15 protein-coding genes are annotated in these 16443 nt (G+C 71.8%); 8 read left to right on the top strand and 7 right to left on the bottom strand.

The genetic code is table 11. From position 1 onward, the window contains the following. Nucleotides 1-328 precede the first annotated feature (328 nt). From ACIRQH_RS10690 to ACIRQH_RS10675, 4 genes are all read left to right on the top strand, one after another. Complete coding sequence (locus ACIRQH_RS10690; RefSeq protein WP_388933227.1) at nt 329-1537, top strand: PP2C family protein-serine/threonine phosphatase; 1209 nt, start codon at nt 329-331, stop codon at nt 1535-1537. Between the two features lie 260 nt (nt 1538-1797). Then, nucleotides 1798-2469, top strand: coding sequence for a HemK2/MTQ2 family protein methyltransferase (locus ACIRQH_RS10685; RefSeq protein WP_388871789.1), 672 nt, complete (start codon nt 1798-1800; stop codon nt 2467-2469). Next, nucleotides 2453-2662 (top strand): CDGSH iron-sulfur domain-containing protein, encoded by a 210-nt coding sequence (locus ACIRQH_RS10680; RefSeq protein ID WP_404225230.1) that lies wholly within the window; start codon nt 2453-2455, stop codon nt 2660-2662. Before ACIRQH_RS10685 ends, ACIRQH_RS10680 begins: the two co-directional genes overlap by 17 nt. Beyond that, on the top strand, nt 2659-3654 hold the full coding sequence (locus tag ACIRQH_RS10675) for an iron-containing redox enzyme family protein (RefSeq protein ID WP_388871796.1): 996 nt from the start codon (nt 2659-2661) through the stop codon (nt 3652-3654). Before ACIRQH_RS10680 ends, ACIRQH_RS10675 begins: the two co-directional genes overlap by 4 nt. A gap of 18 nt (nt 3655-3672) precedes the next feature. Here ACIRQH_RS10675 and ACIRQH_RS10670 read toward each other — a convergent pair whose 3' ends face one another. The 5 genes from ACIRQH_RS10670 to ACIRQH_RS10650 all read right to left on the bottom strand — a co-directional run bounded on the left by ACIRQH_RS10670 (nt 3673) and on the right by ACIRQH_RS10650 (nt 9020). Further along, the gene (locus ACIRQH_RS10670; RefSeq protein WP_404225228.1) at nt 3673-5400 is read right to left on the bottom strand and encodes a thiamine pyrophosphate-dependent enzyme; all 1728 of its coding nucleotides are present in this window, start codon (nt 5398-5400) and stop codon (nt 3673-3675) included. 49 nt (nt 5401-5449) lie between these two features. Further along, a complete protein-coding gene (locus ACIRQH_RS10665; RefSeq protein ID WP_404225225.1) occupies nt 5450-7033 on the bottom strand; it encodes an FMN-binding glutamate synthase family protein in 1584 nt (527 codons plus the stop codon). A gap of 72 nt (nt 7034-7105) precedes the next feature. Beyond that, nucleotides 7106-7447 (bottom strand): ANTAR domain-containing protein, encoded by a 342-nt coding sequence (locus tag ACIRQH_RS10660; protein WP_388871805.1) that lies wholly within the window; start codon nt 7445-7447, stop codon nt 7106-7108. A 109-nt stretch (nt 7448-7556) separates the two neighbouring features. Then, nucleotides 7557-7949 (bottom strand): helix-turn-helix transcriptional regulator, encoded by a 393-nt coding sequence (locus ACIRQH_RS10655; protein ID WP_388871808.1) that lies wholly within the window; start codon nt 7947-7949, stop codon nt 7557-7559. A gap of 180 nt (nt 7950-8129) precedes the next feature. Then, entirely contained in the window at nt 8130-9020 is an 891-nt protein-coding gene (locus ACIRQH_RS10650) for an NAD(P)H-binding protein (protein ID WP_404225222.1), read from the bottom strand. A 68-nt stretch (nt 9021-9088) separates the two neighbouring features. On the opposite strand from ACIRQH_RS10650, the gene ACIRQH_RS10645 reads away from it, so the two are divergent. Beyond that, a complete protein-coding gene (locus ACIRQH_RS10645; RefSeq protein WP_404225219.1) occupies nt 9089-9931 on the top strand; it encodes a LysR family transcriptional regulator in 843 nt (280 codons plus the stop codon). A 3-nt stretch (nt 9932-9934) separates the two neighbouring features. Here the strand turns inward: ACIRQH_RS10645 and ACIRQH_RS10640 are convergent, their stop codons facing one another. Then, nucleotides 9935-11353 carry a hypothetical protein gene (locus ACIRQH_RS10640; RefSeq protein WP_388871817.1) on the bottom strand — a complete coding sequence of 473 codons (1419 nt, stop codon included), beginning with the start codon at nt 11351-11353 and terminating at the stop codon, nt 9935-9937. A 178-nt stretch (nt 11354-11531) separates the two neighbouring features. After that, entirely contained in the window at nt 11532-12350 is an 819-nt protein-coding gene (locus tag ACIRQH_RS10635) for a siderophore-interacting protein (protein ID WP_388871820.1), read from the bottom strand. A gap of 73 nt (nt 12351-12423) precedes the next feature. Between ACIRQH_RS10635 and ACIRQH_RS10630 the strand changes: the two genes are divergently transcribed. The 3 genes from ACIRQH_RS10630 to ACIRQH_RS10620 are packed head-to-tail and all read left to right on the top strand — an operon-like array spanning nt 12424 to nt 16338. Further along, nucleotides 12424-13293 carry an ABC transporter ATP-binding protein gene (locus tag ACIRQH_RS10630; protein ID WP_388871823.1) on the top strand — a complete coding sequence of 290 codons (870 nt, stop codon included), beginning with the start codon at nt 12424-12426 and terminating at the stop codon, nt 13291-13293. Next, nucleotides 13290-14267: an ABC transporter substrate-binding protein gene (locus ACIRQH_RS10625; RefSeq protein WP_388933206.1), complete on the top strand. Its 978-nt coding sequence runs from the start codon at nt 13290-13292 to the stop codon at nt 14265-14267. Before ACIRQH_RS10630 ends, ACIRQH_RS10625 begins: the two co-directional genes overlap by 4 nt. 4 nt (nt 14268-14271) lie before the next feature. After that, nucleotides 14272-16338, top strand: a complete 2067-nt coding sequence (locus ACIRQH_RS10620; RefSeq protein ID WP_404225215.1) for an iron ABC transporter permease — start codon at nt 14272-14274, stop codon at nt 16336-16338. The last annotated feature ends 105 nt before the right edge of the window (nt 16339-16443 follow it).

The following is a 16443-nucleotide window of genomic DNA, read 5'->3' as shown; positions in this document are numbered from 1 at the left end:
TCGCGTGCGAGTACGCCCGCACGCCTGGCCTGCCGTCACCCGTTCGGCGGCGTCGCGGCACGGCTCCAGGCAGGGGCCGCCTCTCCCAGCGTCGCCCGCCCGGGCACGGAGTGCGCGTCCACGGTGTGCACGACGTTCTCGCTTCCTCGGGAGGGCATGGCACGGCTGGGCATCCGACGCGAGTACCCCAGTGGCGGACGATGATGTCGGTGGTCGCCGGCCGGGCCCGGCGGCCGGTCGACGGGCGCGCCGCTGCCGGTGGACCTGTGGGTGACCGGCGTCCGGCCGCCGGGCACACCGGCTCACCTGGTGTTTGACTGCTCATGCCATGACGAGCGCGTCGAGGGGAGATCCGGTGCCGGCCCCGGACGACGACATGCTGCTGCTGGAGGACGTCCTGTCCGAGCCGGGTGTCGCGGCCCGGGACTTCACGGCCGTGGTGAACCAGTGTGCCGCCGCCCTGGGAGTGCACCAGATCGTGGTGTACCTCGCGGACCTCCAGCAACGTCATCTGATGCCGCTGACGGAGATCTCGACCCCCCTCGACATCGACGCCTGCCTCGCGGGCTGGGCCTACCGCACGCTCTCGCTGCGCGTCGAGGAGTCCCCGACGGGCGAGGTCATGATCTGGCTTCCGCTGGTGGACGGCACGGAGCGGCTGGGCGTGGTCTGCGTGCACTCCGACGCGGTGGACGCGGTGACCCTGCGCCGCAGCCGCTCGATCGCGGCCCTGCTGGCGATGATGGTCACGTCGAAGCGCGCGTACAAGGAGACCTTCGTCCAGCGCACGCGTACGGAGACCATGCAGCTGCCCGCCGAGATGCTGCGGGCCTATCTGCCGCCCCGGACCATCGGCAACGCCGATGTCGTCTCGACGGCCGTCCTGGAACCCGCCTACGAGGTGGGGGGCGACGCCTTCGACCACGCCCTGACCTCCACGACACTGCACGCGGCCATGCTCGACTCGATGGGCCACGACCTGGCCTCGGGTCTGACGAGCGTGGTGACGTTGGCGGCGTGCCGCAACGCCCGCCGCACGGGCGCCGATCTGCCCGAGCTCGTCTCGTGCGTGGACGAGGCCCTCGCCCACTGGCTCCCGGACCAGTTCTGTACGGGCGTGCTCCTGCAGATGGACCTGGCGACCGGTGCCCTCCGATGGATCAACTGCGGTCATCCGCCTCCGCTGCTCATCCGGAACCAGCGCCTGGTGGACGGCGCGTTGGCCGCCGAGGCCGACCCGCCCATGGGGGCACCCGCGACGTTGCTCGACGCTCCACGCAGGGTGCACGAGATCTCCCTCGAACCGGGTGACCGGGTGCTGCTGTACACGGACGGTGTGACCGAGGCCCGTATGCAGGACGGCTCGCTCTTCGGTCTCGACCGCTTCGCCGACTCGGTGATCCGGGCGACGGCCGGAGGCGAGCTGGCGCCCGAGACACTGCGCCGCCTCATCCACCGGCTGCTCGACTCCGAGCACAGCAAGCTGCGGGACGACGCGACCATCCTGATGGTGGAGTGGAAACCGACCGAGGTCTGAGACCAGCACAAACTCAGCCTTACCGACGAACCACAGATAAAATGACAAAGCCGACTTCACCCTGGTGTCGGCGACTCCTGTGTGGCGTGCGGTACCGGCGCCACACAGGACTTCCCCACAGGACCCGGCCCCTGCGAGCCGCGCCCTGGCCGGCGAAGACGGCCACGGAGATCACGTGTAGGCCTCCACGGGTGGGGCACCCGTCACAAAGAGTCGCATTTATACACTTTTGCACCAATCATGCGATCCGGAGATGGCCCATGGGAACACCCGGACACAGCCCGCTCCTGACACCCCCCGGTGTCTACGCCCCGCAGGACGACACCGAACTCCTGCTGCGCGCACTCGTGCGGGAACGCGTCGACCCCTCCACCCACGTGCTCGACCTCGGCACCGGCAGCGGCGCCCTGGCGCTGCGGGCCGCCGGGCTCGGCGCCCGGGTGACCGCCGTCGACATCGCCTGGCGTGCCGTGCTCACGACACGCCTCAACGCGCTCATCGCCCGCAGGCGGGTCACCGTCCGCCGGGGCGATCTCACCGCCGCGGTGCGCGGACGGACGTACGACCTGGTGGTCAGCAATCCGCCCTACGTGCCGTCGCCCCGCGCCCGACTGCCCCGCCACTCCCCCGCGCGGGCCTGGGACGCCGGGCCCGACGGCCGCGCCTTCGTGGACCGCGTCTGCGACGAGGCACCGACCGCGCTGCGCACCGGCGGCGTGCTCCTGCTCGTCCACTCGGCCCTCTGCGGTACCGCCGCGACCCTGCGGAGGCTCGCCGACGCCGGGTTCGACGCATCCGTCACCGACCGCGCCGTCATCCCGTTCGGGCCCGTGCTGGCCACACGCCGGGGGTGGCTGCGCCATCAGGGACTGCTGACCGCCGACGACGACAACCGGGAAGAGCTGGTGGTCATCCGTGCCCAGCACTCCTGAACGACCGCGCCGCGTCACCGTGGACCGCGACGGACCGCTCCTCGTCGAGGGGCCGGTCGATGTGGTCGACGAGGACGGCACGGTCCATACGTCGTGCCGCTTCCGCACGGCGATCTGCACCTGCCGCCGCAGCCGCATCTATCCGTGGTGCGACACCAGTCACCGCCGCCGGACGAAGCGGGAGGCACCGTGAAGGGGCCCTGGCTTCCGGCCGCGCGCGGCGACCTGTCGGGGCCGCTCCTGTCGACGCTGCGCTACGGGACCCCGCTCCCGGCGCCCGACGGCCTGGAGGAGGCGGAACCGTACGGCGACGACCTGCAGCTCACCCTCTACACGCTGTACGAACTCCACTACCGCGGCTTCGCCGAGGTGCCCGACGAACGGGAGTGGGACCCCGGACTGCTCGCCCTGCGGCGGTCGTTGGAGCTGCGGTTCCTCCAGGCGCTGCGCGGTGATGTGCCCGTGGACCACAGCGCCGACACCGCGCTCGAGGAGCTGCTGGAGGAACCGGTGGGCCACGACGGGACGAGCGTCAGCCATCACCTCCAACGCGACGGCGAACTCTGGCAGTTCCGGGAGTACGCGGCCCTGCGCTCGCTGTACCACCTCAAGGAGGCCGACCCGCACGCGTGGGTCATCCCCCGGCTGCACGGCCGCGCGAAGGCCGCCATGGTGGCGGTGGAGTACGACGAGTTCGGCGCCGGCCGTGAAGAGGACATCCACGCCCGGCTGTTCGCGGACCTCATGGCGGACCTCGGTCTGCGTACGGAGTACGGCCACTACCTCGACGCCGCTCCGGCCGAGGCGCTCGCCACCGTCAACCTCATGTCCCTGCTGGGCCTGCACCGGGCCCTGCGGGGCGCGCTGGTCGGTCACTTCGCGGCAGTGGAGACGACCTCCTCCCCCGGATCCAGACGTCTCGCCGCCGCCCTGCGCAGGATGGGGGCGGGCAAGGCCGCCCAGCGTTTCTACGACGAGCACGTCGAGGCCGACGCCGTGCACGAACAGGTCGTACGCCACGACGTCGTCGGCGGCCTCCTGGAGGACGAACCCGAACTCGAACCCGACGTCGCCTTCGGCGTGCGGGTCACTGGCCTCCTCGAAGACCGGCTCGCCGCGCACCTGTTGACCGCCTGGCGGGACCGGCGCAGCGCGCTGCGTGTCCCGCTCGGCGCCGTCGGCTGATGTCGGGGGCCGGGGCCGTCAGTCCTCGCGGCTCGACAGGACCTCCTTGACCTTGGCGATGGCGAAGCCCCACCCCTGCGTCACGGTCGGCTTGCCGGGCACCGCCACCTCCTCCGGGTTGGTCAGCACGTCCACCACGACCGGCCCGGGCGTGTCGAACGCCCGGCGCACGCTGTCGTGGAGGTCGGCCGGGTCGGTGACCCGGATGCCGGTCAGACCGAGGGCCGTGGCGACGGCGGCGAAGTCGGGGTTGTCTAGTTGGGTGCCGAACTCGGGCAGCCCCGCCTGCTCCTGTTCCAGCTTGACCATGCCGAGCCGCCGGTTGTCGAACACGACGAGTTTCACGGGGAGTTGGTAGGTCTTGATCGTCATGAGGTCACCCAGCAGCATGCTGAGACCACCGTCGCCGCAGAAGGCGACGATCTGGCGGTCCGGTGCCCAGAGCTGGGCGCCGAGAGCCTGCGGCATGGCGTTGGCCATGGAGCCGAGGTTGTAGGAGCCGATCAGGCGGCGGGTGCCGGTCATGGAGACGAAGCGGGAGAGCCAGACGGTGGCCATTCCGGTGTCCGAGGTGAACACGGCGTCCTGGTGGGCGAACCTGTCGACCGCGGCGGCGAGTGCCTCGGGGCGGATCTCGTAGTCACGGTTGTCCAGTGCCGCGCGCAGCTTCCCGGTCCAGCGGCGTTCGTGGTCGGGGTCGGCCAGCTTCTGCTGACCCTCCTGCCACTGCGTGAACCGGTTCCGGGCGTCGTCGAGGTGCGCGCGGTCGGACGAGCCCTTCAGCAGGGGGAGCAGGCCGCGCAGCGTCGCGCCGACGTCACCGGCGAGGCCCACGTCCACGGGGACCCGCCGCCCCAGGTGCTCCTCACGGGTGTCGATCTGCACGACCTTGCAGTCCTTCGGATACCAGTCTCGGTACGGGAAGTCGGTGCCCAGCATGAGGAGCGCGTCGCCGTGGTCGAGGGCGTGGGCGGCGGCGGGGTTGCCGATGAGGCCCGTCTGGCCGACCTGGTAGGCGTTGTCCTCCTCGAAGCCCTCCTTGGCCTTGAGGGTGAGCACCATGGGTGCGCTGAGCAGTTCCGCGGCGCCGAGCACCTCGGCGCGGGCGTCCCGTGCGCCGCGGCCTACGAGGAGGGTGACGCGGGAGGCGCTGTTCAGGAGGTCGGCGGCCTCGGCGAGCGCGGGGTCGTCGGGGCGGGTGACGGCGCGGTCCAGGGCGAAGCGGGTCGGCCGGTCCTCGGCGAGTTCCTGGTCGCCGAGGTCGCCGGGGACGGTGAGGACGGCGACTCCGCCCTGGCTGAAGGCGGCGCGTACGGCCGATTCGAGCATGCGGGGCATCTGGTCGGGCGAGGTGACGGTGGCGCGGTAGACGGCGACGTCGCGGAAGAGGAGGTCGTTGTCGACCTCCTGGAAGTACTCGCTGCCGATCTCGGCGAGCGGTACCTGACCGCAGATCGCGAGGACGGGGGTCCGGCTCTTGGCCGCGTCGTAGAGCCCGTTGAGGAGGTGGACCGAGCCCGGTCCGACGGTTCCCATGCAGACGCCGAGCGTGCCCGAGAGCTGCGACTGGGCCCCTGCGGCGAAGGCCGCGGCCTCTTCGTGCCGACAACCGACCCAGTTCACCTCGTCCGTGGTGCGGATGGCGTCGGTCAGGGGGTTCAGCGCGTCCCCCACGACGCCGAAGACGTGGCTGACGCCCAGTTCCTTGAGTGCGTCGACGATCACGCGGGCGACGGTGCGTGTCACTGGAATGCCCTTCGGTCGGGTGCGGTCCCTCGGGTGGCGCGGGGACGGTTCAGTGGGTGAAGCGGTCCGGGTGGGCCGCCCGCCAGTCGGTTGCCCAGCTGTCGGGGACTGATGCGAGGAGTTGTCCGGGTGTGAGCCATTGATGGAGTTCGGCGTAGGAGCGGACGGTGTGCGGGTCGACCCGCTGGACCAGCATGTGGGGGCGCAGGCCGTGCGGTTCGTCGACGCCCATCGCCGCCATGATCTGCAGGGCGCTCTTCACCGTCGCCTTCTGGTAGCGGTGGACGCGCCGGGACTTGTCCTCGACGTCGACGGCCCGTCCGCGGCGTTCGTCCTGGGTGGCGACGCCGACGGGGCACGTGTTGGTGTGGCAGCGCTGCGCCTGGATGCATCCGACCGCGAACATCATGGCGCGGGCGGCGTTGGTGTAGTCGGCGCCCTGGACCAGGCGTTTCACGAGGTCGCTGCCGGTGGCGACCTTGCCGCTGGCGCCGATCCTGATCCGGTCGCGCAGACCGGCGCCGACGAGGGCGTTGTGCACGGTCATCAGGCCTTCGCCGAGGGGCAGTCCGACGTTGTCGGCGAACTCCAGCGGCGCCGCGCCGGTGCCGCCCTCGGCGCCGTCGACGATGATGAAGTCGGGTGTGACGCCCTCCTCCAGCATGGCCTTGCAGACGGCGAGGAACTGCCGGCGCGAGCCGACACACAGCTTGAATCCGACCGGCTTTCCACCGGCGAGTTCCCGCATACGGCCGAGGAAGCGCACCAGTTCACGCGGAGTGCTGTACACGCGGTGGAAGGGCGGCGAGGTCACCGTCTCGCCTTGCGGCACTCCGCGGACCTGGGCGATCTCCGCGTTCACCTTGGCCCCGGGCAGGACGCCGCCGATGCCCGGCTTGGCCCCCTGGCTGATCTTCAACGACACGCACTTGACCTGCTCGTGCGCGGCCTTGTCGGCGAACTTCCGCTCGTCGAAGCCTCCGTCGTCCGTGCGGCAGCCGAAGTAGCCGGTGCCGATCTCCCAGACGAGGTCTCCGCCGGGCCGCAGGTGGTACTCGGACAGGCCGCCCTCCCCGGTGTCGTGGGCGAAGCCGCCGAGCTGGGCGCCGGTGTTGAGGGCGAGGACGGCGTTGGCCGACAGGGAGCCGAAGCTCATCGCCGAGACGTTGAGGAGTGCCATGTCGTACGGCTGTGTGCAGTCGGGTCCGCCGATCCGGACGCGGGGCACGTCCTCGGGCACCGGGCAGGGCGCCATGGACGGGGTGAGGTACTCACTGCCGGTCCGGTAGAGGTCCAGTTCCGTGCCGAACGGCTCCTCGGCCGCAGTCCCCTTGGCACGCTCGTAGACGATGCTGCGGGTGTCGCGGTCGAAGGGCCGGCCGTCGAAGTTCCGCTCGATGAAGTACTGCTGCAGCTCCGGGCGGAGCGCCTCCAGGGCGAAGCGGAGATGCCCGAGGACCGGGTAGTTCCGCAGCACCGAGTGCCGCCGCTGCACGAGGTCGTGGACGGCCACCACCGAGGCCAGGAGCAGCGGGCCGGCCGGGCACCAGTACCAGGGCGAGACGAGGACGGCGGCGGCGAGGCCGCCCGCTGTCAGCAGGGCGAGCAGGACGACAAGACGTATCTTCAGCACGACGTCCGTGTGTCCCCGCGCGCGCTCCCCAAAGCCCGTTCCGGGAACGGACTGCTTTTCTTACCCTGTGTCTTACCTTGCGTCCCCCACCTCGCCGTCGAGGCCGAGCTGGTGCTCGAGCTCACCGCGGATCTCGGACGGCAGTTCGCCCGTGCGTGCCCAGTCGACGATCAGTTCGGCGACATGGCGCAGCTTGATGTTGGTGTTCTGCGAGATCGCCCGCACCGCGTCCCAGCCCTCGTCAGGGGTCAGTTGCCCGACGGCGAGGATGACGCCGATGGCCTGATCGACGACGGCGTGGGAGCGCACCGCCTGCTTGAGCTGGAGGTTCTCGCCCTCCAAGCGTGTCACCGCGTCCGCCGAGGTTTCGGCGTGCAGCGGGGTCTGCTCGGTCGTGTCCGTGTCGGACGTCAACGTCGCCTCCGAAGTCTGGGGAGTCCGGCGCCAGTTCACTTGGTTCTCTTGTCCATAAATCCCGGCACCGTGCAGCCGACTTCGGGAGTCGGCCGCGGCGCCGTCGTTTTCAGTTGCCGGCGGGGGGTGCCGGTGTCGCCATCGGCCCTCTCTCGCGGTGCGCGTGTGCTTCCTGCGCGTCCGCGGGAGCCCCGCTGTGTCCGTCGTCGTCCTGGGCCATCAGCGCGAGCAGGTCGGCGACCGTCGGCCCGGAGTCCGCCGGGTGACGGAGGGCGGTCCCCTCCTCGATCCGGTACTCGTTCGAACGCCCGTGCCGGGTGTGCGTGAGATAACCCCCCTCCTCCAGGTCAGCGATGATCTTCCCCACGGCCCGCTCCGTGAGCCGGCAGCGCGCCGCGATGTCACGGATGCGCGTGCCGCGGTCCTCGGCGATCGCGGCCAGCACGCGCGCGTGATTGGTCAGGAACGTCCAGCCGGTGTGTGACTCGGATAGTTCACGCATCTCCACATGGTAGACACGTTATTCCGGCACTGTAAAGGGTGAATACAAGTTCCTATGTCGGGGGTCGATTGCGACCATGAGAACCTCCCGACCGGGCGCCCCGCCTTCCGCGGAACGTGAACGCCCCCGCTGATCGCCGGGGCGACGCGGGGGCGTGAAAGCCTGACCGGTGGTGCGTGTTCAGGCGAGGACGGCCGGTTTGAGAACCTCCTCGCACCACTGTGCGAACGTCGTCGGGGTCGCGGTGTCCGGAGTGCGGAGCGCACCGGCGTCGAGCCCCTCGTCCTTGGCGCGCATCATGTCCACCATCCCCTGGACGAACGCGGCGCCGAGGCCGTAGCCGGAGAGGGTGCCGCCGAGTTCGTCGAGCCGCAGGCGCTCGTAGCCCACCGGCCGCCCGAGCACGTCGGACATGATCCGGGCCATGTCGTTCGCCGACAGGTCCTCGGGGCCCAGGACCGGCACGCTGCCGACCCCGGTCCAGGAGCGGTCGAGCAGCAGACCCGCGGCGACGGCGGCGATGTCCCGCGTGGCGGCCGACGGCGCTTTGCGGTCGGGTTCGACGGTGTCGGTGAACACCCCCTTCTCCCGGATCACGTCGACCTGGCGCAGCAGGTTGTCCATGAACGAGGGGTTCGCGAGCGCCCGGTAGGCCACGCCGGTACTGGCGACGAGGTCGTCCATGGCCAGCGAGGCGGTGACGAGCCCGGCCCGGTCCGCGACGGGAGTACCTCGGCCGAGCGCCGACACCCCGACGACGTGGCCGACCCGATGGTCGGTGAAGGCCTGCGCGGCGGCTTCGGTGAATCCGGAGAAGGCGGCTTCGAGGCTCTTGGCCCGCGGGTCCGGCGGGACGATCCAGAAGGCGGCGTCCGCTCCGGTGAAGGCCCGGTCGACGACCGCGGCGTCGCCGTGCGAGCCGACGACGACGTCGACCCGTTCACGGACGGATGCGGAGAGCTTGCCGGGGTCGCGCACGACGACCCGCAGGTCCTCCCCGTTCGCGTCCCGGAGGAGGGTGCCGAGGACCTGGCTGCCGATGTCGCCCGTGGGCGTCGTGATGACGATCATGACTCCAGCCTGCGCCGGGGACGGGCGGGCGTCCAATACCTCTCGGTGGACATTGATACCGTCGAGGTATGGATCTCGACCTGCGCAAACTCCGCTATTTCGTCGCGGTCGCCGAGCACCGGCACTTCGGACGGGCCGCCGAGGAGCTCTACATCGCGCAGCCCGTCCTCAGCCGGCAGATCCGTGCGCTGGAACAGGAGCTGGGCTGCGCCCTGTTCGTACGGACGACCCGCAGTGTGCAGCTCACCCCGGCGGGCGAGCAGTTGCGCGAGGAGGCGCCTGGGCTGCTCGCGAGCGTGGACTCGGCGGTCCGGCGCGTCCACGAGATCGGCCGCGGGGTGGAGCGGCTCGTCGTCGCCTTCACCCCCGGACTGCACGTGTCCGGCGCCGTGCGGGCGTTCTCGGCCGGGCACCCCGACGTCGAGATCGAGCTGCTCCAGGTGAAGTGGTGGGAGCAGACCGCGCCGCTGCGCGACGGCCGCGCCGACGTCGGATACCTGCGCCGGCCCTTCGACGACAGGGGACTGCACACCGTCCCCGTCGGCACCGAGCGGAAGGACGCCTGCCTGCCGGTGAGCCATCCGCTGGCGCGCCGATCGGCGCTGCTGATGGCGGACCTGGAGGGTGAGTCGGTCCTCGACGCGCGGGAGCGCCGTACGTCGTCGGTGGAGGAGAAGTTCGAGCTCGTCGCCGCGGGGCACGGCATCGCGCTGGTTCCCCGCAGCGTCGCGCGCTCCTACTCACGGCCCGACCTCGCCCACATCCCCGTGACGGACGCCGAGCCGGTCGACGTGTGCGTGGTCGTCGCCAAGGACCGGCGCGAACGTCACGTCCGCGACTTCGTGGCGATCGCGAGGGAGACCCTGGGTGAGGGGGCCTCGCCGCGGGCCGGCGAGGCGCCCTCCGCCTAGGACTCAGGCGGGCGGCGGCCCCACCGCGGCGGCGGCCTGCTCCCTCGTCAGGTCCAGCACCTCCGCCACCACCCCACGCATCCGGCGGTCACGGAGGTCCAGGACCGGGTGCGGGTTCGAGAGGCCGCGCGCGGCGAGCAGGTTCATCACGGCCCAGAGGACGTCGGGCCTCTCGGCCAGCGGGAGTTCGCGGCCTTCGGGAGTGACGACCTTGGCGGTGGTGGTGCCGGCCAGGAGGTTCGTGCGCGCCCAGTCGACGACATACGCCCGCCCGCTCGGGTCGGCCTGGAGGACGACCTCCCTGGTGCGGTGGATGACAGCGAGGTAGTTCAGCGGCACGGTCAGCCGCCGGGCCGCGTCGAACGGCGGGGAGCCGTCAGTGGGCTGGATACGCAGCACGGTGTCCAGGACCGGCCCGTCGACCTGGAAGGTGAGCGTGCCGCGCATCAGCCGGAACCGGGCGCGCAGCAGGACACCGCCGCGACGGGCCCACCGCCGGCCGACCGATCCGAACCCGGCGGGTTCGCCCGGCAGGCTGTCCATGAGCCGGCGGGATTCCTCACCCGGCTCGGTCGACGGCGCGCGGCCCTCGGGGAGGGCACGGTCCTGCTCGGCCACCTCGGCGTAACGCTCCGCGGTGTGCGCGTCGAGGCCGCGAAGGTCGATCGTGTCGCCGGTCATCGCGACGCCTCCGGCCGACCGCGAGATCCGCATCTGCCGCAGCAGAAGGCCGGGGCGCGCCGTCATGTCCGTACACCTGCCGTCGAGGTCGACCACTCGGCAGGTCCTGGTGCCGGCCAACAGGGTGCTGCCCGGCCAGAGCGGGGTGACCGTCGCCCGTGTCCGCGGAGCGGCCGGATCGGCCGGAGCGACGAGAACGGCCAGGCGGCCGACGGTGACCGCGGACAGGCAGAGGGACGGAACCCGCCACTCGTCGGTCACCTCGAACGCGGCTGTTCCCGAGCCCTCTTCGTCGGAGTCGTGGACACGCAGCCTCATCCTCACGAGCGGTGTGAACTCGTCGGGGACGCGGTCGTCGCCGTAGGTCGTGAAGGTGCCGCCTTCGGGGCTGTACAGCGCGAGGGACGCCTCCAGGACGTCGGCCCGTACCAGCCGCGCCCGTGGGTGGCCTCGCGGGGAACGTGGGGCCCACATCACGAAGGCGTCGTCCGCGGCCGGAACGTCCGCACCCTGGGTCCGGTCCGCGCGGGTGATCCGCGGATACTGCCCGCGCACGAGCGCGCGGACGATGACGCCGATCAGGACGAGGCCGAGGACTCCGGCCAGGAGCGGGATCCAGGCCCAGGCCTGTCCGTCGCTCCAGGCCGAGAACCCCACGAACAGGGCCAGGGGCACCGGAAAGCAGCAGGCCGTCACGAAGGCCAGCTTGCCGATCACCACACGCGCGTAGCTCCGCACCATCCGACCTCACTCCAGTCCGCCGGGCCCCGCGACACAGGCGGGGGCGGGCGGCGTCCGCCGCCCCCGCCGCAGCCATGGTCCCTGCGGCCTCACACGGACACCAGCCCCGCGGCGCGGCAGATCCACTTCCGACTCCGGCCAGGGACACGCCGGTCGGCGACCCGGCCGGCCGTGTACGTCAGGCCGCGACCGATGCCGCGTGGCGCCAGAAGCCGGAGAAGGTGATGCGGTCCTTGGGCAGGCCCAGGCGGTTGAGGTGCCTGCGCCCCTCCTGCGCGAGGGTCGACTCGCCGACGACGAAGGCGTACCCGGCGGCGTCGGCGGAGGTGACCCGGCGGAGTTCGCGGAGTGCGGCCGTCCCGCCGACGGATCCGTCGCCGTCGCGCACGACCCAGGTGACGGTCACGCCGGGCGGCGCGTCCAGGGTGCGGCGGTCGGCGGCGGTCGGCACCTCCTGGATGAGGCGGCCGACGGTGTCGCGAGGCAGCGAGCGCACGATGCCGGTGGTGGCGGGCAGGCCGGTCTCGTCGGCGACGATCACGACCTCGGACGCGTCCGGCGGGCAGTCGAAGAGGACCCCCTGGTCGAGGACGGCGAGCGCGTCGCCGGGCCGGGCGCGGCAGGCCCAGATGGCCGCGCCGCCCTCGATCTCACCGTCGGGTCCGCGGTGCACGACGAAGTCGATGTCCATCTCCGCCGCTTCGGGACGGAGGTCGGCCACCGTGTAGTTGGCGCAGTGCGGCCGCTCCTCCTCGGGAATGGCGAGGTACGGCTGGTACCAGCGCGTCCCGGTGAACTCCGGTAGCCGCAGCCCGGCTTGGTGCGGAAGCTGGAGGAAGAGGCGGAACCAGTGGTCGTAGCCCTGCCAGGGGAAGTCGCCGAGCTCCGGTCCGGCGACCGTCACGCGGTGCATGGACGGGGAGACTCGTTCGGCGCGCAGGACGTGGGCACGGAACATCCTGGGCTGCTGCGGCGTGAGCCGGTGGATCTTCGCCATGGCGCGAAGGGCTCCTCATCTGAGGTGGATCCGGAATGATCGATGTCGCTTAGGTTAGGCTAACCTTATTCTCGTGAGTTCCGGTGATGAAGCAATCGAGATCCCCCGTGCACGCGGTCATGAACTGTCCGCCCAGGACGTGACCGTGGCGTACGACGGAACGGACGTGGTCCACCAAGCGGCGATCACGCTCCGGCCCGGCGACGTCACCGCTCTGGTGGGCCCCAACGGCAGCGGCAAGTCGACGCTGCTGCGCACCCTGGCGCGCCTGCAGCGCCCCCGCACCGCCACCCTGACCCTCGACGACGGGGACGCGTCGGCCGACGGCCTCGCGCTGACCACCCGTGAGTTCTCCCGCCGGGTGGCGCTCCTGACACAGGGGCGGCCCACGCCCAGCGGTCTGACCGTGCGGGACATCGTGGAGTTCGGGCGCTATCCGCACCGGGCGCGCTGGTCGCGAGCCGACCCCGGCGGCCCGGACGCGATCCGCCGCGCGCTCGCCATGACCGACCTGGACGGCCTCGCCGACCGGGGCGCCGAACACCTCTCGGGCGGACAGCTCCAAAGGGTCTGGCTGGCCGGCTGCCTCGCCCAGGAGACCGGCGTGCTTCTCCTGGACGAGCCCACCACCTATCTCGACCTCCGCTATCAGGTCGAACTGCTGGATCTGATACGGGACTTGGCGGGCGGCCACGGCATCGCGGTCGGCGTCGTCCTGCACGACCTGGACCAGGCGGCCGCCGTGGCCGATCGGATCGCGCTGCTGCGGGCCGGACGGATCATCGCCGACGGCAGGCCGGAGGACGTCCTCACGGCCGAACGCCTCACCGACACCTACGGCATCCGCATCGATGTCGACACCGACCCTCTGACCGGCCGCCTGCGCACCCGCGCCGTCGGCCGCCACCACGCACGAACCGGAAGGCTCAGCACCACCTCATGAGACGCCACCTCCTCGCCCTCACGGCCGCCTCCGCCGCGGCGCTCGTCCTGGCCGGCTGCGGTACGACCGAGCCCGCCTCGACGAACGCCGCCGCCAAGGGCACACAGCACATCACCCTGACCGACGCGACCGGCGCCGAGATCAAGCTCGACGGGCCCGCCAAGAAGGTCGTCGCGACCGAATGGAACGTCGTCGAGAGCCTGGTGACCCTCGGCGTCGACCCGGTCGGGGTCGCCGACGTCAAGGGCTACAAGGCCTGGGACACCTCCGCCCCGCTGAAGAACGCGCCGAAGGACATCGGTACGCGCGGCGAGCCCAGCATGGACACCGTGGCCTCCCTCTCCCCCGACCTGATCGTCGCCACCAGTGACCTGCCGGCCGCCGCCGTGAAGCAGCTCCGGAAGATCGCCCCGGTACTGGAGCTGAGCCCTGCCGACTCCGCCGACCAGATCGGGCGGATGAAGGAGAACCTCGACCTCATCGCCCGCGCCACGGGCACCGGCGCCGAGGCCACGCAGGCGAACAAGGAGTTCGACGCCAAGATCGCCGCGGGCAGGAAGACGCTCGCCGCCGCCGGGCTCGCCGGACGGTCCGTCGCCTTCGCCGACGGCTGGGTCGCCTCCAACCAGGTCTCCGTCCGCCCCTACACCAGCGGATCGCTGATCGGCACCGTCAACGAGGCGATAGGCCTGAAGAACGCCTGGAAGGTCAAGGGCGACAAGAGCTACGGCCTGGGCAGCACCGACGTCGAGGGCCTGTCCGGACTCGGCGACCTCGACTTCGCCTACATCGGCAACGCCAGTGAGCCCTCCGACCCGTTCGCCAAGGACCTCGCCAAGAACTCCGCCTGGACGTCGCTCCCCTTCGTGAAGAAGGACAACGTGCACCGGCTGCCCGACGGCATCTGGATGTTCGGCGGCCCGAAGTCCATGCAGGCCTACGTCGACGCCCTCGTCGGCGCCCTGACGAAGTAGCGCCATGGCCGTCACCGCAACAGCCCCCGCCATCGGCTCACGGGCCATCACCTCCAGGACGGGCGCGCTCGCGGTGACGGCCGTGCTCGCGTTCCTGGTCGCCGCTCTCGCGGTAGTCGACATCACGCAGGGCACCGCCGCCGTCGGGGCGGCCGAGGTCTGGAAGGCCCTCACGGGCGCGGCCGACCCCGGCGACGCCTCGGTGGTCATCGCCTCGCGGCTGCCCCGGGCGGCCGCGGGCCTCCTCGTCGGCGGCGCCCTCGGCGTCGCCGGTGCCGCACTTCAGGCCGTCAGCCGCAATGTGCTCGCCGCGCCCGACACCCTTGCCGTGAACTCGGGTTCCTATCTGGCTCTCGGTCTGCTCACCGTCACCGGCGCCGGTCTGCCGCTCGTCGCCTCCTCGGGCGTGGCGTTCGCCGGCGCGCTCGCGGCTGCGGCGATCGTCCTGTCGCTGACCGGGCCGGGCGCGGGCACCGTACGGCTCGTCCTGGCCGGCAGCGCCCTGTCGCTCGGCCTGTCCTCCCTCACCGAGGCACTGCTCCTGCTGTACCCGGAGCGGACGAGCGGCCTCTACCAGTGGAACCAGGGCAGCATCAGCCAGAACGGGTTCGACGGCGTTCTGCAGATGACGCCCGTCGCGATCGCCGGCCTCACCGGACTCCTGCTGGTGGCCCGTCGGGTGGACGCGCTGGCGCTCGGCGACGAGGCGGCCCGCGGTCTCGGCGTACCGGTCCGCGGCACGCGGATCATCGTCGTGGTCTGCGCCTCGCTGCTCGCCGCCGCGGCGGTCACGCTCGCCGGTCCGATCGGCTTCGTCGGCCTCTGCGCCCCCGCGCTGGTACGCCCGTTGACCCGGCACGTCAGGGCGCTGGCCCGGATCCGGGCGGGCCTTCCCGTCGCGGGGCTGGCCGGAGCGGCGCTCGTGCTGGGTGCGGACGTCCTGCTCCGCGCGAGCGTGAGCCCCGAGGCCGCGGTCGCCGTCCCCACCGGTGTCGTCACCAGCATCCTCGGTGCGGTGTTCCTCATCGGAATGGCGTTGCGCGTACGGGACACCACCACCGCCACCAGCCCGGAACGGCTGCGCATCCCGAGCAGATCGGCCTTCCTGACCACGGCGGCCGTGCTCACCGTCGTCCTGGCCGGGACCGTCGTCGCGGCGGTGCTCCTCGGCGACACCAAACTGCTGCTCGGCGACGTGGTCAACTGGGCGCAGGGCCGGGCCGGTCAGTCCGTGTCGTTCGTCCTCGACACCCGGATACCGCGCGTCCTCGCGGCCCTCCTCGCGGGTGCCGCCCTGGCCCTGTCGGGCACCCTCGTCCAGGCCGTCACACGCAATCCGCTCGCGGAGCCGGGTGTGCTCGGCGTCTCGGGCGGCGGTGCGCTCGGTGCCGTCCTGCTCCTGACGACCGTGCCCCTCGCGGGCTCGTGGAGCATCGCCGGAGCCGCCTTCGCGGGAGCCGCGGTCACCGCGGTGGTCGTGTTCGGCCTCGCGGCCGGCGACGGCTTCGGACAGAACAGACTGGTCCTGGTGGGCGTCGGCGTGTCCGCCGCGACCACGGCGCTCATCAGCCTGTTCATCGTCCTCACCGACCCGTTCAACGCCACCAAGGCACTGACCTGGCTGTCCGGGTCGACCTACGGGCGCACCCTGCCCGACGCACTGCCGGTCGCCGCCGCGCTCGCCCTCGGAACCGTCGTCGCCGTACTGCGACACACAGAGCTCGACCTGATCGCCCTCGACGACGACACGCCGAAGCTGCTCGGCCTGCGCACGGCACCGGCCCGGCTCGGCCTGCTGGTCGTCAGCGTCCTGCTGAGCGCCACCGCCGTCGCCGCGGCGGGCACGATCGGCTTCGTCGGCCTGGTCGCCCCGCACGCGGCACGCGCCCTGGTCGGCCGCCGCCACGCCCGCGTGGTCCCGGTCGCCCTGCTCCTCGGCGCGATCCTGGTCTGCACGGCCGACCTCCTGGGCCGCACCCTCATCGCCCCGGCCCAACTGGGCGCGGGCGTGGTCACGGCGGTCATCGGCACGCCGTACTTCCTGTATCTCCTGGTGCGGGCTCGGCGTTAGCCGCTTTCGACGACTGGATGCTCCCGGACGCTCGCCACCGCCCGGGAGCATCGTGCTGTCCGTCCATCGGGAGGGGACGAGCGGCGCACCTGCCCCGGGACAACC

It is taken from the genome of Streptomyces sp. NPDC102279, from assembly GCF_044766365.1.
Lineage (GTDB): Bacteria > Actinomycetota > Actinomycetes > Streptomycetales > Streptomycetaceae > Streptomyces.
The sequence above is the reverse complement of the archived record's forward strand: the minus strand, read 5'-3'. Positions and strand labels throughout refer to the sequence as shown.

Bases quoted from the DNA above. Each gene is read 5' to 3' on its own strand.
- ACIRQH_RS10690 (WP_388933227.1), top strand. From the start codon at position 329: ATGACGAGCGCGTCGAGGGGAGATCCGGTGCCGGCCCCGGACGACGAC.
- ACIRQH_RS10655 (WP_388871808.1), bottom strand. From the start codon at position 7,949: ATGCGTGAACTATCCGAGTCACACACCGGCTGGACGTTCCTGACCAAT.
- ACIRQH_RS10620 (WP_404225215.1), top strand. From the start codon at position 14,272: ATGGCCGTCACCGCAACAGCCCCCGCCATCGGCTCACGGGCCATCACC.
- ACIRQH_RS10625 (WP_388933206.1), top strand. From the start codon at position 13,290: ATGAGACGCCACCTCCTCGCCCTCACGGCCGCCTCCGCCGCGGCGCTC.
- ACIRQH_RS10640 (WP_388871817.1), bottom strand. From the start codon at position 11,353: ATGGTGCGGAGCTACGCGCGTGTGGTGATCGGCAAGCTGGCCTTCGTG.
- ACIRQH_RS10645 (WP_404225219.1), top strand. From the start codon at position 9,089: ATGGATCTCGACCTGCGCAAACTCCGCTATTTCGTCGCGGTCGCCGAG.
- ACIRQH_RS10635 (WP_388871820.1), bottom strand. From the start codon at position 12,350: ATGGCGAAGATCCACCGGCTCACGCCGCAGCAGCCCAGGATGTTCCGT.
- ACIRQH_RS10685 (WP_388871789.1), top strand. From the start codon at position 1,798: ATGGGAACACCCGGACACAGCCCGCTCCTGACACCCCCCGGTGTCTAC.
- ACIRQH_RS10650 (WP_404225222.1), bottom strand. From the start codon at position 9,020: ATGATCGTCATCACGACGCCCACGGGCGACATCGGCAGCCAGGTCCTC.